27 protein-coding genes are annotated in these 25,140 nt (G+C 59.1%); 26 read left to right on the forward strand and 1 reads right to left on the reverse strand.

All coding sequences use genetic code 11. The features are described 5' to 3' along the window. The first annotated feature begins 3 nt into the window (after positions 1-3). The 5 genes from infB to pnp all read left to right on the forward strand — a co-directional run bounded on the left by infB (position 4) and on the right by pnp (position 6,783). Positions 4-2,841, forward strand: coding sequence for a translation initiation factor IF-2 (gene infB, locus ACM62Q_RS02235; protein ID WP_415033351.1), 2,838 nt, complete (start codon positions 4-6; stop codon positions 2,839-2,841). Positions 2,842-2,855: 14 nt separating this feature from the next. Then, the gene (gene rbfA / locus ACM62Q_RS02240; RefSeq protein WP_415033352.1) at positions 2,856-3,233 is read left to right on the forward strand and encodes a 30S ribosome-binding factor RbfA; all 378 of its coding nucleotides are present in this window, start codon (positions 2,856-2,858) and stop codon (positions 3,231-3,233) included. A 2-nt stretch (positions 3,234-3,235) separates the two neighbouring features. After that, positions 3,236-4,153 carry a tRNA pseudouridine(55) synthase TruB gene (truB, locus tag ACM62Q_RS02245; protein WP_415033353.1) on the forward strand — a complete coding sequence of 306 codons (918 nt, stop codon included), beginning with the start codon at positions 3,236-3,238 and terminating at the stop codon, positions 4,151-4,153. Positions 4,154-4,250: 97 nt separating this feature from the next. Beyond that, on the forward strand, positions 4,251-4,520 hold the full coding sequence (rpsO, locus tag ACM62Q_RS02250; protein ID WP_415033354.1) for a 30S ribosomal protein S15: 270 nt from the start codon (positions 4,251-4,253) through the stop codon (positions 4,518-4,520). Between the two features lie 139 nt (positions 4,521-4,659). After that, the gene (gene pnp, locus ACM62Q_RS02255; RefSeq protein WP_415033355.1) at positions 4,660-6,783 is read left to right on the forward strand and encodes a polyribonucleotide nucleotidyltransferase; all 2,124 of its coding nucleotides are present in this window, start codon (positions 4,660-4,662) and stop codon (positions 6,781-6,783) included. Positions 6,784-7,008: 225 nt separating this feature from the next. Here pnp and ACM62Q_RS02260 read toward each other — a convergent pair whose 3' ends face one another. Beyond that, positions 7,009-7,848: an outer membrane protein assembly factor BamD gene (locus ACM62Q_RS02260; RefSeq protein WP_415033356.1), complete on the reverse strand. Its 840-nt coding sequence runs from the start codon at positions 7,846-7,848 to the stop codon at positions 7,009-7,011. Here ACM62Q_RS02260 and rluD point away from each other — a divergent pair. From rluD to ACM62Q_RS02365, 21 genes are all read left to right on the forward strand, one after another. Continuing rightward, the gene (gene rluD, locus ACM62Q_RS02265; RefSeq protein WP_415033357.1) at positions 7,847-8,800 is read left to right on the forward strand and encodes a 23S rRNA pseudouridine(1911/1915/1917) synthase RluD; all 954 of its coding nucleotides are present in this window, start codon (positions 7,847-7,849) and stop codon (positions 8,798-8,800) included. The genes ACM62Q_RS02260 and rluD overlap by 2 nt on opposite strands. Further along, positions 8,793-9,614: a peptidoglycan editing factor PgeF gene (gene pgeF / locus ACM62Q_RS02270; RefSeq protein ID WP_415033358.1), complete on the forward strand. Its 822-nt coding sequence runs from the start codon at positions 8,793-8,795 to the stop codon at positions 9,612-9,614. Before rluD ends, pgeF begins: the two co-directional genes overlap by 8 nt. 270 nt (positions 9,615-9,884) lie before the next feature. Beyond that, positions 9,885-11,693, forward strand: coding sequence for a class I poly(R)-hydroxyalkanoic acid synthase (gene phaC / locus ACM62Q_RS02275; protein ID WP_415033359.1), 1,809 nt, complete (start codon positions 9,885-9,887; stop codon positions 11,691-11,693). An 87-nt stretch (positions 11,694-11,780) separates the two neighbouring features. Then, complete coding sequence (gene phbB, locus ACM62Q_RS02280; RefSeq protein ID WP_415033360.1) at positions 11,781-12,524, forward strand: acetoacetyl-CoA reductase; 744 nt, start codon at positions 11,781-11,783, stop codon at positions 12,522-12,524. A gap of 239 nt (positions 12,525-12,763) precedes the next feature. Beyond that, positions 12,764-14,053, forward strand: coding sequence for a tyrosine-type recombinase/integrase (locus tag ACM62Q_RS02285; protein ID WP_415033361.1), 1,290 nt, complete (start codon positions 12,764-12,766; stop codon positions 14,051-14,053). 2 nt (positions 14,054-14,055) lie between these two features. Then, positions 14,056-14,799, forward strand: a complete 744-nt coding sequence (locus tag ACM62Q_RS02290) for a hypothetical protein (RefSeq protein WP_415033362.1) — start codon at positions 14,056-14,058, stop codon at positions 14,797-14,799. A gap of 125 nt (positions 14,800-14,924) precedes the next feature. Then, positions 14,925-15,254: a helix-turn-helix transcriptional regulator gene (locus ACM62Q_RS02295; protein ID WP_415033363.1), complete on the forward strand. Its 330-nt coding sequence runs from the start codon at positions 14,925-14,927 to the stop codon at positions 15,252-15,254. Between the two features lie 10 nt (positions 15,255-15,264). Next, positions 15,265-15,693 carry a hypothetical protein gene (locus ACM62Q_RS02300; protein ID WP_415033364.1) on the forward strand — a complete coding sequence of 143 codons (429 nt, stop codon included), beginning with the start codon at positions 15,265-15,267 and terminating at the stop codon, positions 15,691-15,693. Position 15,694: 1 nt separating this feature from the next. After that, positions 15,695-16,519: a hypothetical protein gene (locus tag ACM62Q_RS02305; protein WP_415033365.1), complete on the forward strand. Its 825-nt coding sequence runs from the start codon at positions 15,695-15,697 to the stop codon at positions 16,517-16,519. Further along, the gene (gene dnaB / locus ACM62Q_RS02310; protein ID WP_415033366.1) at positions 16,516-17,883 is read left to right on the forward strand and encodes a replicative DNA helicase; all 1,368 of its coding nucleotides are present in this window, start codon (positions 16,516-16,518) and stop codon (positions 17,881-17,883) included. Before ACM62Q_RS02305 ends, dnaB begins: the two co-directional genes overlap by 4 nt. After that, the gene (locus tag ACM62Q_RS02315) at positions 17,880-18,125 is read left to right on the forward strand and encodes a hypothetical protein (RefSeq protein ID WP_415033367.1); all 246 of its coding nucleotides are present in this window, start codon (positions 17,880-17,882) and stop codon (positions 18,123-18,125) included. Before dnaB ends, ACM62Q_RS02315 begins: the two co-directional genes overlap by 4 nt. Then, positions 18,122-18,487 carry a hypothetical protein gene (locus ACM62Q_RS02320; protein ID WP_415033368.1) on the forward strand — a complete coding sequence of 122 codons (366 nt, stop codon included), beginning with the start codon at positions 18,122-18,124 and terminating at the stop codon, positions 18,485-18,487. The genes ACM62Q_RS02315 and ACM62Q_RS02320 overlap by 4 nt, the downstream gene beginning before the upstream one ends. Positions 18,488-18,540: 53 nt before the next feature. Continuing rightward, on the forward strand, positions 18,541-18,771 hold the full coding sequence (locus tag ACM62Q_RS02325; protein ID WP_415033369.1) for a hypothetical protein: 231 nt from the start codon (positions 18,541-18,543) through the stop codon (positions 18,769-18,771). 55 nt (positions 18,772-18,826) lie between these two features. Further along, complete coding sequence (locus ACM62Q_RS02330) at positions 18,827-20,482, forward strand: hypothetical protein (protein ID WP_415033370.1); 1,656 nt, start codon at positions 18,827-18,829, stop codon at positions 20,480-20,482. Continuing rightward, positions 20,479-22,566, forward strand: coding sequence for a hypothetical protein (locus ACM62Q_RS02335; RefSeq protein WP_415033371.1), 2,088 nt, complete (start codon positions 20,479-20,481; stop codon positions 22,564-22,566). The genes ACM62Q_RS02330 and ACM62Q_RS02335 overlap by 4 nt, the downstream gene beginning before the upstream one ends. A gap of 9 nt (positions 22,567-22,575) precedes the next feature. Further along, positions 22,576-23,196, forward strand: coding sequence for a hypothetical protein (locus ACM62Q_RS02340; RefSeq protein WP_415033372.1), 621 nt, complete (start codon positions 22,576-22,578; stop codon positions 23,194-23,196). 23 nt (positions 23,197-23,219) lie between these two features. Continuing rightward, complete coding sequence (locus ACM62Q_RS02345; protein WP_415033373.1) at positions 23,220-23,675, forward strand: hypothetical protein; 456 nt, start codon at positions 23,220-23,222, stop codon at positions 23,673-23,675. Positions 23,676-23,696: 21 nt separating this feature from the next. Continuing rightward, entirely contained in the window at positions 23,697-24,131 is a 435-nt protein-coding gene (locus ACM62Q_RS02350; RefSeq protein ID WP_415033374.1) for a DUF5681 domain-containing protein, read from the forward strand. Then, a complete protein-coding gene (locus ACM62Q_RS02355; RefSeq protein ID WP_303902770.1) occupies positions 24,128-24,508 on the forward strand; it encodes a hypothetical protein in 381 nt (126 codons plus the stop codon). Before ACM62Q_RS02350 ends, ACM62Q_RS02355 begins: the two co-directional genes overlap by 4 nt. Beyond that, positions 24,505-24,732 carry a hypothetical protein gene (locus ACM62Q_RS02360; RefSeq protein WP_415033375.1) on the forward strand — a complete coding sequence of 76 codons (228 nt, stop codon included), beginning with the start codon at positions 24,505-24,507 and terminating at the stop codon, positions 24,730-24,732. Before ACM62Q_RS02355 ends, ACM62Q_RS02360 begins: the two co-directional genes overlap by 4 nt. Positions 24,733-24,789: 57 nt before the next feature. Next, a complete protein-coding gene (locus tag ACM62Q_RS02365; protein WP_415033376.1) occupies positions 24,790-25,131 on the forward strand; it encodes a FaeA/PapI family transcriptional regulator in 342 nt (113 codons plus the stop codon). The last annotated feature ends 9 nt before the right edge of the window (positions 25,132-25,140 follow it).

Here is a 25,140-nt window from a genome sequence, read left to right on the forward strand (position 1 = left end):
AACATGTCTACGACTACAGTCTCGCACTTTGCGAGTGAACTCAAAATGCCGGTTGCGGCGCTCCTGGAACAACTGGCCCGCGCCGGCGTGAATAAGGCAGGTCCTGACGACAGCCTGACCGACCAGGACAAAAACAATCTGCTCGATTTTTTGCGCCGTTCGCACGGAGAAGCCGAGCCGAAAAACAAAATCACCTTGACCCGTAAATCAACCTCGGAAATCAAGGCGAAAGACGCGCATGGCCGCGCCCGCACGGTGCAGGTGGAGGTGCGCAAGAAACGTGTTTTGGTCAAGCGCGATACGCCGGATGCGGCGGGGGGCGATGTACCGGCAGGGGATGCTTTGGCGGCAGAAGTTGATCTGCTTGCCGAGCGCGAAGAAAACGATTTGTCTGCCACCGTAGAAACGCCGCTGCTCGAAACATCGAGTGCCGCGCCGGAAGTGGTGGAAGAGCACCCGCTGCCGGAGTTAAGCCCCGAGCCGGAGCCGGAAATCGTAGAAGCCGCAGCGCCGGAAGTCGCCGTTGAAACCACTCTCGAGGCAGCCTCTGAGCCTGCCCCGGAAGTTGCTCCAAAAGCCGAGGAAACTGCCTCAGACGTTGCCCCAGGGAACAAAGAGGCTGCGCCCGCGCCGGTTCGCCGCACGCTGGATCGCGCCGCCATCATTGGCGAAAAAGAGCTGAAGGCGCGCGAAGAAGAAGCGCGTCGGCATAATCGTCTGCGCGAAATTCAAGAGCGCGAGTTGAAAGAGAAACAGGCGCGCGAGATTCAGTTGGCGCAGCTGCGCCAGCAAGCAGAAGTTGCGGCGGCAGCAGCTAAGGAAGCCGAACAAGCGAAAAATGCGGCCGCCGCGCAAGCGCGTAATGCCGAAGGCGGCGAAAAAGGCACGTTGCACAAGCGCCCGGATGCGCCGGGAGCCAAGAAGGGCGAACGCGGTCGTCAGGGCGATGAGGGCAAGAAGAAAGCCGGCATCAAAACGCGGGGTTCTGACAGCGGCAGTGCCTGGAAAGATGGTCGCCACGGCAATAAGAAATCGGCGCGTGTCGATGACGGCCAGGGCAGCTTCCAGGCCCCGACCGAGCCGGTGGCGCGCGAAGTGCATGTGCCGGAAACCATCTCGGTGGCCGATCTGGCCCACAAGATGTCGGTGAAGGCGATCGAGCTGATCAAAACCCTGATGAAGATGGGTTCCATGGTTACCATCAATCAGGTGCTCGATCAGGAAACGGCCATGATTCTGGTCGAAGAAATGGGGCACAAGGCATTTGCCGCCAAACTCGACGATCCGGATGCCTTCCTCGAAGACAGCGGCGAACACAAAGATGTGGTGCTGGAGCCGCGTGCGCCGGTCGTTACCGTCATGGGCCACGTCGATCACGGTAAAACCTCCTTGCTCGACTACATTCGTCGCGCCAAGGTGGCCTCCGGTGAATTCGGTGGCATTACCCAGCACATCGGTGCCTATCACGTCGAAACGGCGCGCGGCATGATTACTTTCCTCGATACGCCGGGTCACGAAGCATTTACGGCGATGCGCGCGCGCGGTGCCAAGGCGACCGACATCGTGATTCTGGTGGTGGCCGCCGATGACGGCGTGATGCCGCAGACCAAGGAAGCCATTCACCACGCCAAGGCCGCCGGTGTGCCGCTGGTGGTGGCGGTGAACAAGATCGACAAACCGGAAGCCAACCCGGACCGCGTCAAGCAGGAGCTGGTGGCCGAAGGCGTGGTGCCGGAAGAATACGGCGGCGATTCGCCCTTCTGCCCGGTATCGGCTAAAAAAGGCATGGGTATCGACGAGTTGCTCGAACAAGTCCTTTTGCAGGCCGAAATGCTTGAATTGACGGCCGCCAAGGACGCGCCGGCCAAGGGTTTGATCATCGAGGCCAGCCTTGACAAGGGGCGCGGCGTGGTGGCGACCATGCTGGTGCAATCCGGCACTTTGAAGCGCGGTGACACCGTATTGGCCGGTCAGGTCTTCGGCAAGGTGCGCGCCATGCTCGATGAAAACGGCAAGCCGATCGATGTCGCTGGCCCCTCGATTCCGGTAGAAATCCTAGGCCTGTCGGACGTGCCGGCAGCTGGTGAGGAGGCTATCGTGCTCGCCGACGAGAAAAAAGCGCGCGAAATCGCCCTGTTCCGTCAGGGCAAATTCCGCGACGTGAAACTTGCCAAGCAGCAAGCGGCCAAGCTGGAAAACATGTTCCAGCAGATGGAAGAGGGCGAGGTCAAAACCCTGCCGCTGGTGGTCAAGTCTGACGTGCAGGGTTCGCAGGAAGCCTTGGTGCAGACCTTGCAAAAGCTTTCCAACGAGGAGGTACGGGTCAATGTCATTCACGGCGGGGTGGGCGCGATTACCGAATCCGACGTCAATCTCGCGCAGGCTTCCGGTGCCGTCATCATCGGCTTCAACATCCGTGCAGAAGCAGGGGCGCGCAAGTTGGCGGAAAACTTCGGCGTCGATCTGCGTTACTACAACGTGATTTACGACGCCGTGGAAGAAATCAAGGCGGCGCTTTCTGGCATGTTGTCTCCGGAAAAACGCGAGCAGGTCACCGGCATGGTGGAAATCCGCCAGGTGTTCCACGTTTCCAAGGTCGGCGCGATTGCCGGTTGTTATGTGTTGGAAGGTCTGGTCAAGCGCTCCTCGCGCGTGCGCTTGCTGCGCAACAACGTGGTGCAGTGGGATGGCGAGCTGGAGTCGCTCAAGCGCTTCAAGGATGATGTCAAGGAAGTGCGTTCCAACTTCGAGTGCGGTCTGTCTTTGCGCGGCAATAACGACATTCAGGAAGGTGATCAACTGGAAGCATACGAAATCCAGGAAGTCGCCCGTTCCTTGTGATGAAACGCTGAAAGATGAAACGCCAAACCCATGGTTTCAAACGCTCGGATCGGGTCGCGGAGCAGGTGCGCCGCGATCTGGCCGAGCTGATTCGCAGTGAATTGAAAGATCCGCGCATTGGCATGATCAGTCTGACGGCGGTCGAATTGACGCCGGATTACGCGCACGCCAAGGTGTTTTTCAGCACGCTCAATTCGGCGCAACTGCCGGAGATCGAGCAGGGTTTACGCCGCGCTGCCGGTTTTTTGCGCCGCGAACTGGGCCGGCGCATCCATATTCACACCCTGCCGGAACTGCATTTCGTGCATGACAATTCGCTCGAATACGGTGCCAGCATGACGGCTCTGATCGAGCAGGCAAAAGCGGTCAGCGACCAGACGCCGGAAGATTGAGCTTGGCGACATCTTTGCCGCAGCGCCCGAAAAAAATCTGGCGCAAGATCGACGGCGTGCTGCTTCTCGACAAGCCCCTGGGTTTGACTTCAAACGATGCCCTGCAAAAAGCGCGGCGTCTTTTTTCGGCGGCCAAAGGCGGCCATACCGGCACCCTCGATCCTTTGGCCAGCGGCCTTTTGCCCCTGTGCTTTGGCGAGGCCACCAAGTTCTCTGCTGATTTGCTCGATGCAGACAAAACCTACGAAGCCGAACTTTGTCTCGGCGTGACGACGGATTCGGGCGATGCCGAAGGGCAGATATTGGCCACCGGGCCGGTGCAGGTCACAGCGCTAGACATTGCCCGCGTGCTGCCGGCCTTCATCGGCGATATTTTGCAGATACCGCCCATGCATTCTGCTTTGAAACGGGATGGCAGGCCACTCTATGAACTTGCGCGCCAGGGGATTAGTGTCGAGCGTGCGGCGCGGCCGGTAAAAATTCATGCCATCGACAACTTGGGGTTGCAAGGGGATCGCCTGCGTTTGCGCGTGCGCTGCAGCAAGGGGACTTATATTCGCGTGCTGGCCGCCGATATCGGTGCGGCTTTGGGCTGTGGCGCGCATTTGACGGCGCTACGCCGCACCCAGGTCGCCGCGCTGGATTTGCGCGCGGCGGTTAGTCTGGCCGCGCTGGAAGCCTGCGAGGAAAACGCGCGCGGGCAGTTTTTGCTGCCGCTCGATGCCTTGTTGCAAAACCTGCCGGCGCTCGCTCTGGATGCCGAGGCGGCGCAGCGTTTTCGTCATGGCAATCCGGTGGCTTTGCCGCCCGGTTTGCAGGGGAAAATTCGCGCTTATGGCGCGGGGCGCTTGCTTGGTATTGGTGAAGCGGGCGCTGACGGCCGTTTGTGGCCGAAAAGATTACTCCATTTGGACGTCTGATCTGCTACAATCGCGCGCTTTCCCCGTCTGGGGTTTATCCACTGGCGCAGGCTCTATCAAACCGGGGCAGCGTCGCTTTACGAAAGAGGGTTTTGAAATGGCAATGACCACTGAACAAAAGGCGAGCATCGTCGCTGAATATGCACAAGCCAAGGGCGATACCGGTTCGCCGGAAGTCCAGGTGGCGCTTCTGAGCGCCCGCATCAACGATCTGCAGCCGCACTTCAAAGAGCATATGAAGGATCACCACTCGCGTCGTGGTCTGCTGCGTTTGGTGTCGCAACGTCGCAAACTGCTCGACTATCTGAAGGGCAAGGATGTGGAGCGTTACCGTACCCTGATCACCAAGCTCGGTCTGCGTAAGTAATTTGCTGGGTGATTACACAAAAAGCGCAAACAAAAAAGCGCAAGGAAAAAGCGGCCAGGGGATTCCGGCCGCTTTTTGTTTTTCTTTTGGGTTGTAACTTGTTGTTATTGTTGATTATTGTGAGAGAGAAAGGAAGTTCATGTTCAATCAAGTGAAAAAAACTTTTGCTTACGGCGCACACCAGGTCACTCTGGAAACGGGTGAAGTCGCCCGTCAGGCTGGCGGTGCTGTCGTGGTGTCGATGGAAGAAACCGTTGTTCTGGTCACCGTTGTCGGCGCTAAAAACGCCAAACCGGGTCAGGATTTTTTTCCGCTGACCGTTGATTATCAAGAAAAAGTGTATGCCGCCGGGCGCATTCCCGGCGGTTTCTTCAAGCGCGAAGGCCGTCCCTCGGAAAAGGAAATTCTCACCTCGCGCCTGATCGACCGCCCCATCCGCCCGCTGTTCCCGGAAGGTTTTTATAACGAAGTGCAGGTGGTCGCCACCGTGATGTCGCTGAATCCGGAAATTGATTCCGACATTCCTGCCATGATCGGCGCTTCCGCCGCCCTGGCGATTTCCGGTATTCCCTTCGCCGGTCCGATTGGTGCCGCCCGTGTCGGTTATATCAACGGCGAATATGTACTGTGTCCGACGCTTTCCCAGCTGAAAGACAGCCAGCTCGATCTGGTCGTCGCTGGTACCGAATCTGCCGTGCTGATGGTGGAATCGGAAGCCGACCAACTCTCCGAAGACGTCATGCTCGGCGCGGTGGTCTATGGCCACAGCGAAATGCAGAAGGCGATCGATGCCATCAACGCCCTGGTGGAAGAAGCCGGCAAGCCCGAATGGGAATGGCAAGCGCCCGCCAAGGATGAAGTCCTGGTCGCCCGCCTGCAGGCACTGATCGGTGCCAAGCTGGAAGAAGCCTACAGCATCACCTCCAAGCAGGCGCGCAGCCAGCGCGTCAAGGAAATCAATGCTGAAGCCGTGGCCGCCCTGTGCACCGGCGAAGACGGCGCGCCGGACGCCAACACCGTCGGCAACCAGGTGTTCGAGATGGAAGCTGCCATCGTGCGTGGCCGCATCCTCTCCGGCCAGCCGCGCATCGACGGCCGCGACACCCGCACCGTGCGCCCGATCACCATGCGCTCCGGTGTCCTGCCGCGCACCCACGGCTCGGCCCTGTTCACCCGTGGCGAAACGCAGGCGCTGGCGGTGGCTACGCTGGGTACCAACCGCGATGAGCAGATCATCGACGCCCTGGCCGGCGAATACCGCGACCGCTTCATGCTGCACTACAACATGCCGCCCTACGCCACCGGCGAATGCGGCCGTGTCGGCTCGCCCAAGCGCCGTGAAATCGGCCATGGCCGCCTCGCCAAGCGCGCGCTGCTCGCCGTGTTGCCGAAGCCAGAAGATTTTTCCTACTCGATGCGCGTGGTGTCAGAAATCACCGAATCGAACGGCTCTTCCTCGATGGCTTCCGTCTGCGGCGGCTGTCTGGCGCTGATGGACGCTGGCGTGCCGCTGAAAGCGCACGTCGCCGGCATCGCCATGGGCCTGATCAAGGACGGCAACCGCTTCGCCGTGCTCACCGACATCCTCGGCGACGAAGATCACCTCGGCGACATGGATTTCAAGGTGGCCGGCACCACCGGCGGCATCACCGCCCTGCAAATGGACATCAAGATTCAGGGCATCACCAAGGAAATCATGCAGGTCGCTCTGGCCCAGGCCAAGGACGCCCGTCTGCACATCCTCGGTCTGATGCAGGAAGCCGCCGCCGGCCCGCGTGAAGAAATGTCGGCCTACGCGCCGCGTCTCTACACCTTCAAGATCAACCCGGAAAAAATCCGCGACGTGATCGGCAAGGGCGGTGCAGTGATCCGCGCCCTGACCGAAGAAACCGGCACCACCATCGACATCCAGGACGACGGCACCATCACCATCGCCGCTACCTCGGGCGAGGCTGCCGCACTGGCCCGCGCCAGGATTGACGCGATTACGGCGGAAGTCGAAATCGGCAAGATCTACGAAGGCACCGTGCTCAAGATTCTCGAATTCGGCGCCATCGTGCAGGTGCTGCCGGGCAAAGATGGTCTCTTGCACATTTCGCAGATCGCCAAAGAGCGCGTCAACAAGGTCGAGGACTACGTCAAGGAAGGCCAGATCGTGCGCGTCAAGGTGCTGGAAACCGACGACCGCGGCCGCGTCAAGCTCTCGATGAAGGCCTTGCTGGAAGACGCCCCGGCCGCTGCCGAGGCTCCGGCCCAGGAGTAAGAAAGCCATTGCCCCGGGGTATTTCACGCTTCGGGGCAATGTGGCGTGCAAAAACAGTGCGCATAAAAAAGGCAGCCTTGGCTGCCTTTTTTATGCTTTTAATTTTGGGTATTCGTAAGAACTACGGTGCGGACATTTCAACACTCATCCGCATGATCGAGGCGGGTGAGCTTTGATCCCGTTTCAACCCACTTTTACGAATAGCCTTAATTTTCGCTCAGCCGTTTACCAAAGCTGCCACCACGGCGTCTTTTTTTCCAGGCCGTCGCTGATGTAGCGGCTATTGGGGAAGTTTTTCTTGAACACGCGGTCGGCGTCGTCGCGTAAATCCTGCATGCCGAGCTTGTCGTAGGCGAGCGCCATCATGTAGAGCGCTTCTTCGATCGCCGGAGCCTGCGGGTAGGTTTCCATTGCTTTTTGAGCACGGTTGACGGTAGCGATGTAGGCACCGCGTTTGAAATAATAGCGGGCGACGTGCACTTCCAGCGAGGCCAGCGCATTCACCAGATAATTCATGCGGGCGATGGCGTCCGGCGTGTATTTGCTCTTGGGGAAGCGGGTGCTCAGTTCCTTGAAAGTATCGAAGGCTTCGCGTGCCGCCTTGGGGTCGCGTTCGGTCTGATCCTGCGTGTTGAGGTAGGAAATCAGGCCCAGGTCTTCGTTGAAATTGACCAGCCCTTTCAGGTAATAGGCGTAATCCACGGCGGGATGGTTGGGGTGCAGCTTGATGAAACGGTCGGCGGCGGCCAGCGCGGAACCCGGTTCGCCGGCTTTCCAGTACACGTAGGCCAATTCCAGTTGCGCCTGCTGGGCGAAGCGCCCGTAGGGGTAGCGGGCTTCGAGTTTTTCCAGGAATTTGACGGCGTTTTCCCAGGCACCTTCGGCCTGCGCTTCCTTGGCTTCGCCATACAGTTTATTGGCCGACCAGCCGGCGGTTTCGTCGTATTCGCTGGTGCTGCTGCAGGCGCTCAGGGCAATCACGGCGAAAACCGCCAGCAGGCGGCGCAGCACAATGAAAGAAGGGGCGGAAAATACGAAAGCAATTGCAGGTACACTGCGCATCATGAATGATCCTTATCAGAACGCGGGCGATTATAGCCTAAGCGAAGCTTTCGACAGGGTGGTCCCGCTGGCTTGCGGCGGCCGCAGGCTCGACCAGGTGTTGGCTGAACTTTTGCCGCAACATTCGCGCAGCCGCTTGCAAGGCTGGATACGCGAAGGCCTGCTGCGGCTGGACGGTGCGGTCATCGCGGAAGTCAAACACAAGCTTGCCGGCGGCGAGCGCCTGTGCCTTGCCTTGCCGGAGGGTGAAAAAAATGAAGCGCTGGCCGAAAACATCCCGCTCAATATCGTGTTTGAAGACGATGCCTTGCTGGTGATCAACAAACCGCCGGGACTCGTTGTGCACCCGGGTAGCGGCAATCGTGAAGGTACGCTCCTCAATGCCTTGCTGCACTATCTGCCGGACAGCGCCCAGATTCCACGCGCCGGCATCGTGCATCGTCTGGACAAAGATACCAGCGGCTTGATGGTGGTGGCCAAAACTCTGGAAGCGCAGACCGATTTGGTGCGCCAGTTGCAGGCGCGCACGGTAAAGCGCCAGTATCTTGCTTTGGTGGCAGGGCGCATCGAGCGCAGCGGCGGCGTTGATGTGCCGATTGGCCGCCACCCCGTGCAGCGCGTAAAAATGGCGGTGGTGCCGGAAAGCCGGGGCGGCAAAGCGGCCCTGACCTATTACCGGCCCTTGCTCATATTTCCCAGCTGCACCTATCTCGAGTGCACTTTGGAAACTGGGCGTACGCACCAGATACGCGTGCATATGGCGCATATCGCGCACCCCTTGGTGGGCGATCCAGTCTATGGCAAGCGTGATCCTCGTCTGCCGGTGTTTGCGCGCCAAGCCTTGCACGCGACGCGTTTGGCGCTTTTGCATCCTTTGACGCAGCAATACATGCAATGGGAAGCGCCGCCGCCAGATGATATGCGTCAATTATTGGCGGAGCTGGGCTATGCCTGAGCAGGCTGATTTTATTTTTCCAGAATGGCCGGCCCCGGCGCGGGTGCGCACCCTGCAAACCACGCGCCGGGGCGGTGGCAGCGCGCCACCCTGGGATGGTTTCAATCTGGCCGAGCACGTCGGCGATGCGCCCGAGCAGGTCGCGGTCAATCGGCGCAGCTTGGCCACGCAACTGCCGGCAGCGCCATGCTGGTTGGCGCAGGTGCATGGTACGCAAGTGGTAGATGTGGCATGTACGACACCCGGCAGTGCCGCCGATGCCAGTTTCAGTCGCCAGTCAGGGCAGGTTTGCGCGGTGATGACGGCAGATTGCCTGCCGGTGTTGTTTTGCGATGAGGCGGCGACGGTGGTCGCCGCCGCGCACGCCGGTTGGCGCGGTTTGCAGGCCGGGATTCTGGAAAATACATTGGCCGCGATGGCCGTGCCGCCGCAAACCGTTCTTGCTTGGCTGGGGCCGGCGATTGGGCCGGATAGTTTTGAAGTCGGCGACGAAGTGCGCGCAGCCTTTCTGGAAAGTGCGGCGCTTGGCGCGACAGAAGAAGCCAGAAAATCCCAAAGTAATTCACTCAAAATACCGTCTGGCGCGTTTCTTGATGCGTGCCTCGATCTCGATGTCGCGCGTGCTTTTCGCCCCGGTGCGCCCGGAAAGTGGTGGTGCGATCTTTATCAACTCGCCCGTTTGCGCCTAGCGCGCGCCGGCGTCCGTGCGATTTACGGCGGTGGATTCTGTACCGTGCGTGAGCGGGAGCGCTTCTTTTCCTATCGGCGCGACGGTATCACCGGCCGCATGGCCAGCCTGATCTGGCTCGCCTGAGCGCGCAAGCTGGCGCGCCCGGTGCGCTCGCCGTTGCCGGCGTATTTTGCTGGCGCTGATCCAGAGCAGCAAAGCGCAGGGCAAAAGGCCATAAAAAATGAAGGAAACGATGCCCCGAAACAGGCTGCCTTCATTGGCGGCAATGAGCAGGGTGACGTAGAGCCAGCCGATAGCGATGATGTACATGACTGGATTATGCATTGACAGCCTAGGCTACGCTATGCAGAATCTTACAGCTAAGCCCGTTTACAAAGAGCGAGATAAAAATTCATGACGCAAGAATCGAAGGGGAATGAGGCATTGATGGGTTCGGCATTGCAGTTCATGCAGGCTGGGCAGAACATGATGCAGCAGTTCATGCAGGCGCTGGCACAAGGACAAGGGGTGAATCCGGGGCAGGCCGCTTCGGGTTTGGGCCAATTACCGCCGGGATTGCCTCCCAATTTTTCGCCCGATTTCGCGCAGAATCTGATGGCTCAGTTGCCGCCGGTCGATCCGCAGGCCATGACGGCCCTGCAAAAAAACTTCATGGATCAGCAGATGTCCCTGTGGCAGGCAGTGCTGGCCAAACAAAAAGGTGAGACGCCTAATTTCAAGGTGGAGCCAGAGGCTGGCGATCGGCGCTTCAATTCGCCGGAATGGAAAGACAGCCCGATTTACGACTACATTCATCAGGCCTATTTGCTCAATGTGCGCTATCTGAACGATATGGTCGAAGCCATGCCGGCAGAAGATGCCAAGGGGCGCGAAAAGCTGCGTTTTCTGGCGCGCCAGATCAGCGATGCGCTGGCGCCGACGAATTTTGCCGCGACCAATCCGGAATTCATCAAGCTCGCCCTGGAAACCAAGGGCCAGAGCATCACCGATGGCATCAACAATCTGCTCAAGGATTTTGAAAAGGGCCGTATTTCGATGACCGACGAAAGCGTTTTCGAGGTCGGCAAAAACATTGCCACCACGGAAGGCGCCGTGGTTTATGAAAACGATGTGATGCAGCTGATCCAGTATGCACCGCTCACGGAAAAAGTCGGCGCACGCCCCTTGCTGGTCGTGCCGCCGTGCATCAACAAGTTTTACATCATGGATTTGCAGCCGGACAACTCGCTGATCCGTTATGCGGTAGAGCAGGGTAATACCGTGTTCCTGGTGTCCTGGCGCAACCCGATGGAAGCGCAGGGGCATTTGCGCTGGGACGATTACCTGGAGCAAGGCCCGATTGCCGCACTCGATGCCGTCAAGGCCATCACCAAGGCAAAAGAAGTCAATGCTCTGGGTTTTTGCGTCGGCGGCACCATCCTCACCTCGGCGCTGGCGGTGTTGCAGTCGCGCGGCGATGAAAGCGTCAAATCGCTGACTTTGCTCACCACCTTGCTCGATTTTTCCGACACCGGCGAAATCGGCCTGTTCATCGACGAGCAAGCCGTAGCGATGCGCGAACAGAGCATCGGTCAAGGCGGGCTTTTGCCGGCGCGCGATCTGCAAAACACCTTCTCTTTTTTGCGCGCCAACGATCTCGTCTGGAATTACGTGCAGAACAACTACCTCAAAGGCCAGAAACCGCAGGCTTTCGATCTGTTGTACTGGAATTCGGACTCCACCAATCTGCCGGGTCCCTTTGCCGCCTGGTACATGCGCAACATGTATCTAAACAACAGCTTGCGCGTGCCGGGTAAGCTGGAAATGTGTGGGGTCAAGGTGGATCTGTCGCAGTTGGCGATGCCGGTGTATCTCTTGGCCACCCGCGAAGACCACATCGTGCCTTGGCAGACTGCCTATCAAAGCACGCGTATTTTGCGCGGCCAGGTGCGTTTTGTGCTGGGTGCGTCCGGCCATATCGCCGGGGTGATCAACCCGGCCAGCAAAAACAAGCGCAGTTACTGGACGTACGCCGATATCAGCCTGAATGCCGCAGATTGGCTGAGCCAGGCTGAGGAAATGAAAGGCAGCTGGTGGAGCGATTGGGCCGCCTGGCTCAAACCGCAACAAGGTGCCGAGCGCGCCGCGCGCAAGCTGGGTAGCAGCACGCATCCGCCGATCGAGCCGGCACCCGGGCGCTATGTGCGCGAGCGCGCTGTCTGATTTGCACGATTTATCATGAATGACGAAAGGGCCGTGCGCCCGACGCCATTTTTTCAACCCCGCTTTACCAACAAGGAAGGAAACAGCATGACTCAACGTGTTGCACTCGTTACCGGCGCCATGGGCGGCCTGGGTACCGCCATTTGTCAGGAACTGGCCAAGGCTGGCCACAAGGTCGTCGCTGCTTATCATCCGCAGTTCGACAACAAGGATGCATGGCTCCAGGAGCAGGCCGAAGCCGGTTTCAAGGATTTCGTCTGCGTGGCCGGCGACGTTTCCGTGCTCGAAGACTGCCAGAAGATGGTGGCAGATGCGGAAGCCGCCTGCGGTCAGGTCGACATCCTCATCAATAACGCCGGCATCACCCGCGACCGCATGTTCGCCAAGATGGAAAAAGACGGCTGGGACGCCGTTATCGCCACCAACCTGACCTCGCTGTTCAACATGACCAAGCAAGTCTCCGCCAAAATGGCCGAGCGCGGCTGGGGCCGTATCGTGAACATTTCCTCGGTCAACGGCGTCAAGGGTCAGATGGGCCAAACCAACTACTCCGCCGCCAAGGCTGGCGTGATCGGCTTCACCAAGGCGCTCGCTGCCGAACTCGCCAACAAGGGCGTGACGGTCAACGCCATCGCCCCGGGCTATGTCGCCACCAAGATGGTCATGGCGATCAAGCCGGAAATCCTGCAAACCATCGTCGACTCCGTACCGATGAAGCGCCTGGCCAAGCCGGAAGAAATCGGTTTTGCCTGTGCTTATCTGTCCAATGAGCTGTCTGGTTTCACCACCGGTGCCACCATCAACATCAACGGCGGTTTGTACTACCAGTAAGCCTGTTTTAATGGCTGCTAGTGGTTAGCACTGGTTGCCATAAAACCCCGAAGAAGCCCGGATTTCCGGGCTTTTTTATTGTCTGTGGTTTGCGTTGGGTTGCATTGGTGTGCATAATTTCTGTGTACCTCAATGAGTAGCTTGGGTGTTTGCTAGGTTGAAAAGCTACTCAAAATCTCGTAGTCAGGCTTGCTGCAACGGATTCCGCGATTTGCTTGAGGGGTTCCGGAGTACACGGCATGGCAGGGATTACCGACAAGGAAGTGCGGGCGCTGATTGCGAAGGCTCAGCGCGAGGGCAAGGCTCAGTATCAGGCCGATGGAACTGTGCCAGGCTTGACCATTTCGGCTTCAAAAACGGGTGTTGCGTCCTGGTACATCCGATATCGCCTTGCTGGGAAACAGAAGGAAAGAACCATTGGCCAATACCCGGCCTGGGGTGCAGCAGAAGCTCGAGAGAAGGCCAAGGAATTGCGTCGTGATGTGGAAAATGGGATCGACATCGCCCAAGAGAAGCAGAAGCGAAAGCAGGAAGCACTCTCGGTCGTCACGGTCGACAAGCTCGCAGACGAATACTTCGCAAAGGTCGAGAAGGGGGTGGCACTCAGAACCGGTATGCGACCCCATACCCTCAAGCAGCGGAAGTCGATCCACGAGCGCTACGTATCACCGCTGATTGGCCGGTTCGAGGCTTCCACCATCACACCGGCCATGGTGGTCAATGTGGTCAAGAAGGCAGAGGCGGGTGGCAAGACCTTGCCCGACATTACCCTGACCCACTGCAACCTGATATTTGCTCATGGAATTGGGAGTGGTGCCTGCACTTCGAACCCGTGCCGGGATCTGAAGCTGTCGGCGATAGTGGGGCCACAAGAGCCGCCAAAGCAGCGCATCGCCTTGGGGGCTGAAGAGTTGGGCAACTTCCTGCGCGAACTGCACAGGATGCCGAGGCCCTACGAATTGGCAGTGCGACTGATGCTGCTGACCGGCGTACGGATCAACACCATTGCCGAGGCACGCCAAGAGGAATTCAAGCCAGATTTTGCAGTCTGGGAGGTTCCCCATGATCGGCGAAAAAATCGCCGGCACACTACGGGCCCATTCGTTATCCCGCTGCCGGCGCAGGCCGTCGAGTGGGTGCAAGAACTGCTCAAGCTGGCGGATCGCGATGAGTACATACTGCCCGTCAATCCGGTCCGCGGGGCGGGCGTCAGGAATCCACTGTCAAAGCGAACCACGATTTCCGGCTGGATTGATCGAGTGCGCAACGAATCTGGCGGCACCTGGCGGCGCATCACGCCTCATGATCTGCGCTCGACTTGCAAATCCTGGTTGTCAGAGTTGCGGGTCGATTACGAGACCCGGCAACGGTATCTGGACCACGCCCTAGAAGGTATGGACGCCATTTACGACAAATCGGATTTCGTCACGCACCGCCTGGCTGCTGCCAACAAGTGGCTTGCGTGTCTCAACAACTTTGAGGCTGGTACGGCTCAGGAAAACGTCATCAAGTTGCCGGGGGCTGCATAGACATGGATCAGCAACAGAATCTATATCGGTGGGGAATGCCGATGGTCGTGATTGATGGCGGGATAATTCCTAATCAGTTTTCAGGTATTGAACAACATCTGATCGATTCGTTGAATTCAACCAACTCCGAGATGTTTTTTGCTGTTAGCAAGAATATTTGCTCTGACGCCTGCCAAGTAGGCAAGTTCGTTGAGTTGGCGAATGTTGCGATGTCAGTCCGGAATGACGAGCTAAGGTCAGTCTTCCCTGAGGCTGAAGAAGCCGAAGTCTATGCGACGGCTGCATTTTCGTTGCAAGATGGTTTGACAGGTATTTCCTGTGGGGTATTTGATACCGGAAGTTGTTGGCAAAACGCGCTCAAGGCGATTGCTGATGAATTTGGCGGATCAGATGCGGCGCTGGCGGCGCTGGCGTTGATCGGTGTTGCTCTTGCTGTACGTCTCATTTGGGCGCGGCGATATCAGTCGGCATGGGATGCTGCGACTGGTGCTCGAATGGCGGCGTCGATCGTTTGTTTGAGGCTACTTCCAGGGAGCATAGCTATCTCCAAAATGGCAAAGCGTGGGGCCGATGCAAAGCACGAAGGCCCCAATGGAAAGCGAAACGCCAAAGAGAGAATCCGAGAAATTTGGGCTTCTGGAAAATACAGTAGCCGTACCGTTTGCGCAGAACAGGAATGTGCGGCACTTGATATGTCCTTCGATACTGCCCGAAAGGCGCTAAGGAATACGCCAGATCCAGCTTAGCCGCTGCTGGCACAGGCTAGCCGCTGCCGCCATGAGGCGTTCTGAAATACTGGCTGGCGCTATATAAATCGCATCCAAGCAGTTCGCAGCAAAAGTTGCCGCGACGCTAATTTAGGAGCTTGGATATGCGCAAACAACATTCATCCGCCGTTTGTAACACGGCAACGTCTGCGGGGAAGTTTGATCAGTTTCGCGGTCGAATGATTGCACCGCAGGCATGCGCCCGCGAATTGGGTGTCAGCGAGTTCACGATTCACCGGTGGATCCGTGACGGAAAAATTCTGGCGGTTAAGCTGTCGGCGCGTTGCACCAGGATCGATGGCGACTCGGTTGCGGATCATATGGTGGCGAGCACCTTTGTTCCTGGGCGGAAGGAAGAGCAGCCGGAACATTTGCGGCGCGATAGCCACAAGGGCGGCAAGCACAGCGCTACCGAAATCGCTGGCCAGGCCTGAGGGGTCGGCTATGCTCGCTTACGTGCGGCCGATCAGCCGCAATTATCGCTTTACCCCGAGCTGCTTTGAAAAGGCAGCAGGCCGCGCATCCGCGCCGCCGAAATCACCCGCTAGGGTGACCTTTGCCACGCGCTGCGCAAGCACCGGTCGAGCGAAGGAGGGCCGCCAGGTCCGCCGGGATGACTCTCTGGAGATCATTCCGATGTACACCCGAAAAACGGAAACGCCCAGGCCGGGCAGGGCACTGGGCGATTGGCATAGCAGAAGAGACGACGGCACCGATTATGCCAAGCCAGCCAGCATCTTGTTCGCCGAAGCCAATCAGGTTATTGCGACGTTCCCGGCAATTATGACCAGAAAGCGGAAACGCGAAGCTGAGAGCAAGGTTCTCGACTTGTGGCTGCAGGCGCTTGCCGCCAGCAGGGAAGTGGTGGTGTGACGTGGCACGCATACGCACCATTAAGCCGGAATTTTGGACATCAGAGCAGGTGATGGAAATCACCCCACTGGCGCGGCTCGCCTTTATCGCCATGTGGAATTTTTCCGATGATCGTGGCGTACATCCAGCGAGCTATAAAACGCTGAGAGCAGAAGCCTTTGCCGGCGATGACAACATCACTGCCGATACTGTTGCCGGCCTCGTTGCGGAAATGCAGCGGGAGAGACTGGTTGCCGAATTTGAGGCAGACGGAAAACGCTACTGGCACGTCACCGGATGGGCGCGGCATCAGAAGATCGACAAACCGACATATCGCCACCCAGAACCACCCAACGCGACCACATATCCCCGAGAACTAGCCGAGCATTCGGCGAGCACTCACCGGGAACTAGCCGAGTCCTCCCCCCCGGAGTCTAAAGGAGTCGAAAGGAAAGGAAAGGAAGAGGCTTACGCCTCTGTCCCCGGCAAGCCGGCGACACCGGCAAAGCCTGCATGCCCTGCTGAGGAAATAGTCAGCCTGTACCACGAGGCGATGCCAGACAACCCGAAGGTCAGGGTGCTGAACGACGCTCGACGTAAAACGATCAGGGCGCGCTGGAAGGAAGCTGCGAGTCTCCGCTGCAAACCTTTCGGGTACAGCAGCAGGGAAGATGGCCTGGAAGCCTGGCGTCGATTTTTCGAGGTTTGCGCAGAATCGGAATTCCTGACTGGTCGGGCCCCCGCTCAGCCAGGAAAGCCGCCTTTCGTTGCTGACATCGATTTCCTGATGTCGCCTTCAGGCTTCGCCAAATGCCTCGAAAACAAGTACCACCGGGAGGCCACATGATCGATTACTCTCGACTCCACAGCAACGATGCAGAGCAGGCGGTTCTCGGTGCATTGTTGATGCCTGGGTCAACCGCCATCGACCGCATCGGCCAACTGAAGCCTGGCCATTTTTTCGCTGAGGCACACCGCGTCATCTTCAGCGAGATTATGGCCATGGCGTCACAGGGGATTTCCGTTGATCCCGTGACAGTGGCTGAGCGCCTAGACGCTGCCGGTCTGTCTGATAAAACCGGTGGCCTTGCTTATCTTGGTGAATTGGCAGCCAATACGCCATCCTCAGCGAACGCCGGGCGCTACGCGCAGGTTGTCGCTGAAAAATCCCTGGAGCGCGAACTTGTAGCGGCCGCAGACCGCATTCAGGCCATTGCCACAGGTGTCGGCGCCACCGCGGGGAAACTGGCGGCTGCACAGTCCGCAATCATGACGATCAGTGAGGACGCCGCACCGAAGAGGCCGCAGACGATCAGGGAAGTGCTGGTTCGTGCGGTTGCCGCGATCGAACGCCGAGGAGAGGGGACCGATAGCGCGATGTCGACCGGCTTCGATGACCTCGATAGAAGGCTTTCGGGAGGATTTCGGCGTGGGAATCTCATCGTCATTGCCGGCCGCCCAGGGATGGGAAAAACAGCCCTTGCTGCAGGGATGGCTTTCAACGCGGCATGTGCCGGTGTGCCGACTTTGTTTTTGAGCATGGAAATGGCCGACACTGAACTTGCTGACCGCCTCGTTGCTATTGCCGGCCGCGTGCCGCTTGATGACATCCTGGCCGGCAACATGGAAGGCGATTCCGGCGACCGCATCCTTGCGGGTACAGCCAAGCTGCACGAGCTACCGCTGGTGATCGATGAGCAAGGCGGGCTGACCTTTTTCGAGATTGCCAGCAAGGCGCGCAGCGTGAAGCGTCGGCATGGGCTTGCTTTGTTGATTATCGATTATCTGCAACTGGCTACCGGTGACGGAGGAGATACCAGGAACAGCCAGATTGAGGGCATAACACGAGGCTTGAAGGCCTTGGCCAAGGAGCTCCAGATTCCGATCATTGCGTTGTCGCAGTTGTCGCGCAAGGTGGATGAACGCCCTAACAAACGGCCCGCATTGTCCGACCTACGCGAATCTGGCGCCATCGAGCAGGACGCCGACATCGTGCTGATGTGCTACCGCGACGAGTATTACCGGCCAGATTCTCCCGACACCGGGACTGCAGAAATCATCGTCGCCAAGAACCGCCAGGGCGCTACTGGCATGGCTCGCCTTGCCTATATCGCCAACCAGACCCGCTTCCAAACATTGGACCATGATTGGCGTCCTGCTACGCAAGAGCAGCCGTTCGCGCACAAAAAGCGGAAGGGGTTCGAGCGATGAGCGCCCTTGAAAAGCTTGCTGCGGCAAAAGCGAAGGCAGACGCACGGTCCAACTTTGAGCGGTTCATCGAAGGCTGCCGTGCTGCAGGTTGGTCTGAGCACGACGTTGCCGAATACCGCGAATCTGTCCGCGTGTTGATGGGCGATGACGATGCTGCAGCGCTGGCACTCTTCCCACCTGGTACCTACCAAAGCGCCGATCAGGCGCGGCAGGCAGCCCGTGAATTCTGGGGGGCAGCATGACACCATTCGAAGAGTTGGTCACCGAGGCAAACCGCCATCTGCACAATGAAGCTGGTGGTGACCCAACGCACCCGGGGCACCGGCTACGCGTTTTGCTTCTTTTGAACCTCAGCCAGGGCGAGCAGCGGGAGCAAATATGGCGAGACATTCGAGAGGCCGGGTTCATGCCATGCCCAGACCGGTATAGCCCAGATATCGGGGGGCTCTGCTCGCTGGAATCGGTTGCGCGCGCACTTGAAGTGCCGGCCTCGACGGCGGCGAACGAGGTAGAAAAATTCGTTGCCAGCGACATTGGCCGCCGGCTTGGTTTCAGTTGGGAGCTGATTTTTCCGGATAGCGAAAAATGTTGCAGTCTTCACTGAGCGGCGTAACGCCTAATCCACGCCGAGGTCGCCCCCCGGGCACGCTGGCTCCGGTGACTCGCTGGCTTCGCGGCGTGATCCGCGAGATGCGCCGCGCCGGATACGGACAAGCGGAGACGTGGCGCCGGCTCTGCCTGCTTGAGGAAGCTGCAGACGACGGACTATCACTCACCGTTACCCCCGAAACTGCCGACGAAGTGTGGCGCGATGTCGGTGCCGATCTTGCTGGCGAGCGGATCACCTGGGCCAGTTTCCGCAGTGCTTGGCGACGGGCGAATTTCTGACTCATTTTTGACGCAATAGGCCTGAGCATGTGCGCATCAACTTCAGGAGGCATTCATGTTGGATAACGAAGACAAGCCCGGCATCGCCAGCTACGCACAACGACTCAAAGCAATCTCCGGGCCTGCGGGAGGGCTGACTGTCAGCCCTGGCGCAACACAAGCACCCCAGGCCGGCTATGCGGGCAATAGCACAGGAGGCCGCAACGATCTGACAGCCCGGCTCGATGCTGCGACAAAGCAGGCTGAAACCTTTCGAAGCGCCCCCGCCGGAGGCACATTGCCCCAGGTAAATCCGGTTCAGGAATCTGGCAGAAGCCTTGCCGCCCGTGGTCTGACGGTTGATCCTTTCAGCCTCAACGCAATACAACGGAACGGTGGACCAAGCGCGGCTGACGCGGCGCGTGACAAGCAGTTCGCTGAATCTGGGTACGGCAAGGATACGTACGGAAACTGGATGACCCCTGGTCGTATTGCGGACCAGCAGAAGTTGGCTGCGATTGAGGCGCGTGATGCGAAGGCTCAGGCTGCTCGCGACGCTCGCGATGCTGAAAACTACAAGGCGATGCAACAGGCGCAGGCCAACCGAGACCCCAATTCCACCCTGAACAGCATGCGCGATGACCGCATGATCAGCGATTTAGTTGAACGCACGAAATATGGCAAACGCTCCGAGCGGGCAAACGCCACATCAATACTCAACAACATGCTAAACCAGCGCAGCGCTGCCGCAATTGCCCAACAACGCATGGATCATGAAGGCGGCTTGGCTAGAGAAAGGATGGGGCAGGAACGAGAGTTTTCATCGCAGCGATCAATGCTTGATCAGGCGCGCATGGGCATCGATATGCAGCGTTTCGGTCTGGATCAGCAGCGCTTCGGCATGGAGCAAACAGAGCACGCAGGCCGGATGGAAGACGCAGGATTTGCCAGGTTGGCCAGGCAGGGTTTGATTGATACCGCCAATTCAACAGATCCGGCGGCCGTCAATAAAGCACGCACGAGCGCTATCGCCGCCGGGATTCTCAAGCCGGAAGGGACATCGAAGCTCCAAACGCTTCAAACCGAAAACGGCTACATGGTCCTCAATCCCAATAGCGGGGAAATGCGCCCGGTGACGGGCCCAGACGGGAAACCGGTCGGCACTGGCAAGGCCTTAAACGAAACCCAGGCCAAGGCTACTGGTTACGGTATGCGAGCTGCTGAAGCATCCAGGATCATCGAAGAGGTTGGAAAAAACGGGGAAATTCAGCCCAGCCGCATCAAACAGTTTGCAGAGTCTGTTCCTCTGGTTGGGGAAGCCCTGGGCATGGCAGCAAACAGTCTTTTTTCCAGCCCTGAGCAGCAGCAAATTGAGCAGGGGCAACGTGATTTTGTGAATGCTGTCCTCCGCCAAGAATCGGGGGCGGCGATTGCCGAAAGCGAATTTGCCAACGCGCAAAAGCAATACTTCCCACAGCCAGGCGACTCCCGGGCTGTGATTGAGCAAAAAGCCCGTAACCGGCAGACCGCAATCAATGGCTTTTCCGTTGCGGCGGGTCCGGGTGCCAAGCATATCGGCAGCGCACCGGCACCGACCGACCAGGTAGCCCAGCAACCACAGCAAGGAGCGCAGGGCTCTGGATCCTTGTCCGCCGGTTATGTGGATGGCGGCCACGTATTCCTTGGGGGAAATCCCAATGACCCGGCCAACTGGATGGAGGTTCGGAAATGAAGCCGTGGGAAAAGGATTGGGCAACCCAGGGGGCGCAGGTGGCCACCGCATCTCCCGCACCGCAAAGGCCATGGGAAAAAGAGTGGGGTGGTGGAAATCAACAGGTACGGGAAGCCGCCCCCGTGGCATCAGAGCAGCCGAATGCGGCAAGTAATGGCACCTCCATTGTTGGGCGCGCTGTCAGCGCCATGCAGGGGCCTGCGATGGGTTGGTATGACGAAGCTGTGGGCGCTACGGGCGCTCTGGTGGAAGGAGTGGGCAACCTGACTCCATGGGGCACGGGCCGGAGCATGTCCGAGGCCTACCAGAAGCACCGGGACGATACCCGGAACATTGTGGCCGGACACGAAAAGGCCAACCCTGTCATGGCTCAGGTGGACAGGGCCGCTGCTGCCGCCCCTCTGGCGTTGCTCAACCCATTTGCTGCAGCTTCTCGGTCGGTTGCCGGGTCTGGTGGGCTCGTGTCCCAGGCAGCGCGAACTGGCACAGCTGCTGGGGCTATTGCTGGGGCAGGGGATTCCACGGCGACGGATGCCGGTGGCGTGGTCAAAGACATAGCTGCAGGTACGGCTGGCGGCGCGGTCATGGGGCCGGTTGTCGCTAAGGGTATCAGTGCCGCCAGTGCTGCGGCCAAAGGCTTGACCCGTGCGGCTGCCAAAGCCGCAGATGGGATGGGGTTGGCCGGGGTGGTTTCCCGGTTGGGTATTATTCATGCGGCTGATCAGGGTGCGCTCAATCAGGCTGCTCCCAAGATTCTTCAGGTGATCGAGCGGGATGCCGGCGGGCGAGGGGCTCTCACCAATCCCCTGGACGTGATTGCCGCCCGGCAGGCAAAGCTGGGATCAGAGGCCACGATTGCGGATGCTGGCGGGCAGAACACCCGGCAGCTGCTGGACACCCTGAGCACGCTCCCCGGCAAAACCAAGGACATGACCGAGCGCCTGATTCATGACCGCCAGGCGGGCCGGGCAAGCCGGCTGATTGATGCCGCTGCTGAAGGGCTGAGCCCGGACGGAAAACGCCTGCCCGATACTCTCCAGGCACTGGATGCCGTGCGGCGGCAAAGCTCCGCCCCCCTGTATGACCGCGTGCGCCGGACCAATATCACCATGGACAGCGACCTGACCGCCATCCTGGGCCGAGCCCAGTCCGCATTTGGCGAAGCCCGGAAACTGGCGGAATTGACCGGGGAACGGTTCGACCTGGGAGAAGTGCAGGCCAAAGGCCTCAATGATCTACTGACGGGCCCCAAGGGTAAGGTTCAGCTCCAGCAACTGGATACCCTCAAGCGGACTCTGTACGACCTGGAGCAAGCCCATATCAATCCGGAAACCGGGCGCCTGAACGAAATGGGGCGCGCCTACCAGACCCTGCGCCGTGACCTGGTGGGCGCGCTGGATAAGGCCACCACTGACCCGGCGACCGGCAAGAGTCTCTACCGAATGGCCCGGAATGCCTATGCCGGCCCGACTGAGCTTCGCCAGGCTGCCAATATGGGCTATCAGGCCATGAGTAAAGATGGCTGGAAAATCAGGGAACTGATCCAGGATCTATCAGGAGGTGAGCTGCAGGCCTTCAAGATCGGCGCTTTCGAGTCGCTGCGGAAGAAGCTGGGCACGGAAGGCGGACAGACCCAGATCCTGAAAATGTGGAAGGAGCCGGCTACAGCGGAGAAGCTGAAAGAGTTGTTCCGAGACCAGAAGGCTTTCCGTCAGTTTGCTGCCAACGTTGCAAAAGAGTCACGCCTGAAGGGCCTGGAAAGTGTCGGCCGTGGTTCTCAGACAGCCTCACGCGCCGCCGGTATGGGTGACCTGGATATGACTGGCATCACCGAAGCAGGGAACGCGGCCCGGAATGCTGCATCTGGCAACCTGACGGGGTTGCTCAATACCGCCGCCAACGCATGGAACCGGGTTTCCACCCCCGAGCCTGTCCGGAATGAAATGGGCCGCTTGCTCACCGGCAAGGGCCAGCAGGGCGCCGCAAACATCAACGAGATTCGCAGCATCGTTGAGCAGATTCTCGAAGACCGCGCAAAACGCGCCACCCAGGCCGGGGTGATCGCCGGCAGCCAGCAGCAATAGGGGGGCGGGATGGAAAAGCGCATTCTCAAGCGAGAGCGTAGCGCCTGGTCGGTGATGATCAGGCGCTGCGAGAACCCGAGGCACAAGGATTTCCCAAGATATGGTGCGAAGGGCATCAAGGTCTGCCGGGAGTGGATGGAGAGCTTCGAGCAGTTCCTGGCTGACATGGGGACGGCGCCGACGCAGACGCACTGGCTGGGCCGGCTGGATGTGACGGCAGGTTACTTCCCCGGGAACTGCTGTTGGACGACGCAGCCGGAGCAGGAGAGGCGCCGCGCCTATTGCCGCAGGGTGGTGATCGATTCCAGGTCAATGACAGCCGCTGAAGCGGAGAGGCTGTCCGGGCAGCCGACACGGAATACTGTGCTTCGCAGAGCGGCGCGCGGTTTTCCTCTGAACGTTTCGGCGGCACGAATCGACCGCCGTTCTACGTGGCTGACCTTCAACGGCGAGTCGTTGCCATTGCCCGAGATGGCAAAGCGCTTCGGTGTCCCACGGGAGCTACTGTGGAAGCGCCTGAAAGCCGGTTGGCCGCTCGGTCGCGCCCTAAATCCGTTACGCAGCAAAGGTAGTAGCCAAAAATTAACGCTTGCCCCAGCCGCTTTGCCGGCGGCGCAGGCAAACCAATAATCCTCCCTCGAAAGGAACAGAACATGACCGACCGTTCAACTTGGTACGCCCATCAATGCATTGCCGCATCTGGTTTGGCCGTGATGGATCCCCGTATTGCCTTCCAGTTACGCACAGACCTTTGGTCCGGCCTTCAGGATTGCGCCATCACCTTCCGCCGGCAGCAACGCCTGGAGGGCACCAAGTGTCTTGTGGTGACCTTCCCGACCTGGGGCAGGGTCGAGGTGTATGCGCGCTCCCTCAACAATCTGGAACAGCGTCTGGAATGGATTGTGGGAGAGCGGCCCACGGAGATTGCTGAATGGCAACCGGAGCGGCCGGAGGTAACCCCGGAGCAGGCCGCCAGACGTGAAGCCAACCGGAAGGAGATTGAACGCCTGGCCGAATTGCGGAATATCGCCACGCAAGAGCCTCCCAGCCACGACTGCCACCGGCGGCGCGAAATTCTTGAGGCACGTCAGAAGCTGGGAATGTCCTGATCTTGCACCGGGGAAAACAGCGTGAATGACAAGGCACCAGGCTGGAAGAAGGGGCAAAGCGGCAACCCAAGGGGGCGCCCAAAGGGAAGCCGCAACAAGGCCACGCTGCTTGCCATAGCAGCGATGGAAGGTGAGCTGACCGATGTCGTCAAAGTGGTGATCGATGCCGCAAAGGGCGGCGATATGGCTGCGGCTCGCCTGGTGGTCGATAAGCTGATTCCCACGACCCGGGAGCGGCCACTATCGATTGCACTGCCTGATGTCACCTCAGTGGATGACTGTGCTACGGCACAGGCGAAGGTTCTGGCGGCAGTTGCGACTGGAGAGATTCTCCCTGGCGAGGGAGAGACGCTTGCCGGCCTGATTGAGCACCAGCGGCGCAGTCTGGAAACCAGCGATCTTGCAGCCCGCATGACCGCTCTTGAAGAGCAGTTTAAGGAAAGGGGGCGGGCATGACCAGCGTATTGCGTCGCCGCCTGGCGAGAATCGAAGCCGAGTTAAGAGCGGCGCCTGAACAGGCTTTCACGATCCTGGTGGAACCAGAACATGAGGCGACTGCCATCGAATGGCAGGCCCATCGGGAAGCAATCAGCACTTCCCAGTTGCGCGGTGATCGTATCGGTGTTGTACGTTCGCCGGATAGCGTTGACCAGGATCAGCAAGAGGTTGGCGTCGAGTATTTCGACAATGAGATTCACGCCTGGTTGGCGGTGATGGCCAGCCAGAAATCACAGCAGGGCCGGGCCAATCGCCTGGCCGATGTTCTGGCATCGCTGAATGGCACTGTGCATGGCGTGGTAACTGATCCCGTTGAAAGCGAGGAAAACCAATGAGTCAGGCTTTGGCGCGTCGCCTTGGCGCACTTGAGGACAAGATTGCCCCGAAGGCCCCCCCCTATCTGAAGCACCTAATGCAGAGCCCGCCATTTGCCGAAATGCTGGCATCGCATGGTGTGACGGTTGAAGCTTTCCAACGCAACGGACTAGGGGCATTGCCGCGGGATCTTCTGCGGGCTTTGGTTGATCGGCTGAAAGTGGCAACGATCACTGTGGGATGAGTAGATTACTGGCTGGCAGCACAGAATCTACCCCCGTCGCTACGCACGGGGTTTGCCATGAGCCAGCAGAAGATCATCACCAATGTTTCCACGTTCGACCGAGGGGTTGTGGCCCGTGTTACATCCGACAAGGTGCTGCAAGCTGTCAGGGGGTGCCGGGGTGGCTTGACGACGTACGATATCGCCCGGTCCCTTGGCACCGGTGAATACCAAGTCCGCGCAGCAATATCCTGGCTGGTCAGGCGCGGTATCGTTGAGCGGATTGGCATTGCAAAGCGCCCACTGCCTGCACGGAAAAAGCATGGCAATCGAGAAACCTATCCGGCTGCGCTGTATAGGGTGAAGGAAGAGAAAGCACCGGCTGATTTCGGTGCACTGATGGCAGCATTCTGCTGCTGAGGTGGTAGC

The organism is Azonexus sp. (assembly GCF_047638095.1).
Classification (GTDB): Bacteria; Pseudomonadota; Gammaproteobacteria; order Burkholderiales; family Rhodocyclaceae; genus Azonexus.